Origin of the sequence: Paraclostridium sp., from assembly GCF_051657365.1 — a bacterium.
Lineage (GTDB): Bacteria > Bacillota > Clostridia > Peptostreptococcales > Peptostreptococcaceae > Paraclostridium.
Genome location: NZ_JBOFKN010000026.1, coordinates 1 through 1113, shown reverse-complemented (window position 1 = coordinate 1113; position 1113 = coordinate 1). Strand labels below are relative to the sequence as shown.

Here is a 1113-nt window from a genome sequence, read left to right as displayed (position 1 = left end):
GATCACTTGGTGGTCAGCGCCGAAAGCATTGTCTCGATGGCCCAGCGCGGCCTACTGCAAAACCCATAGCCACCACCTTCACTGCCGCGTTTGTTGTTCAAGGAGCCAAACACATGCCGCAATGCAACCCCTATACGGGACTCGACCTTACCGCCGCGCATTCACCATCAACCTTGTCCTCTGATGAGATAGCGGGAATGGCCAAGAAAATCAGTGCAGACATTACCGACTTATATCAACTGATGGGTGATGACTTAAGTGAACAATTGGGGATCAGCGCCAGCTATCTGGCGCAGATTTTTGGTCAGGTAACGTCGCACAGTGGAATATGAACCTGATACGGAAAATGCAGTGCACCATTAACGTGCGGGCTTGATGCTGTGGTGGTATTCATCAGGCCGCTAAGAGGATAAACGCGCCTGTGGCACAGAGAGCGTTTCAACATGCACGACTACATCCGTACCCCTCCCCATACCCCTCTAATGCAGCGCATTGCAATCCTGATGAGTGATGCTCTGACCTGCGGTAGCGCTTTCAAACGTTTAATGCTGTGAATGATGTTAACTAAAACAGGGAGGGTTATTCCCCTGTAAGACCCATAGGTAGAAATTTAACTTACTTCATTTTTTGCGAAGGCGACGTAGAAAGCTTCACCAATTATTCTATGTACAATGCGTGAATAGTGCCATTCGTCGAAAAAGTAGTGTTCATCTACATTTGGTGCTACGGGTAATATTTTTGGATATGTAGGCTGTGCCACCACTGTCATATGAGCAATGCCGAACCTGATAGGATTAGCAGCAATTTTGTCGCTTACTTTTGTCACATCAAAATAAGTGATTTCGATATCAAGTTCTTTCTCTAAGCTCTTAAGTACTATTGGGAGATTGCGATTCACATAAGTGGTGAACGCTTCAGCTTCAGACAGTCTATTGGCGTCGATTTCGTAAGAAACAAGTGTTAAATCACTGCTTCCTACGATGAAAAATTTCTTTGCATCAAGCGCAAAGAGTTTTCTAACAGCTGCCTCTAAGTTATTTATCGCATTAGCAGCAACATCTACGATATCGCCTTGCATTTCATAATCCATAAATGCGAAATAGTCATTTGCTG

Annotated in this window: 1 protein-coding gene and 1 pseudogene; one reads left to right on the top strand and one right to left on the bottom strand. The window is 45.1% G+C overall.

All coding sequences use genetic code 11. The annotated features are described in order from the left end of the window. Positions 1 to 332 (top strand): hypothetical protein (locus ACRCYC_RS01655; protein WP_438617456.1); only part of this gene is annotated, 332 nt, incomplete at its 5' end. 278 nt (positions 333 to 610) lie between these two features. Here the strand turns inward: ACRCYC_RS01655 and ACRCYC_RS01650 are convergent. Continuing rightward, positions 611 to 1113, bottom strand: a pseudogene (locus tag ACRCYC_RS01650) (hypothetical protein); the annotation flags it as partial.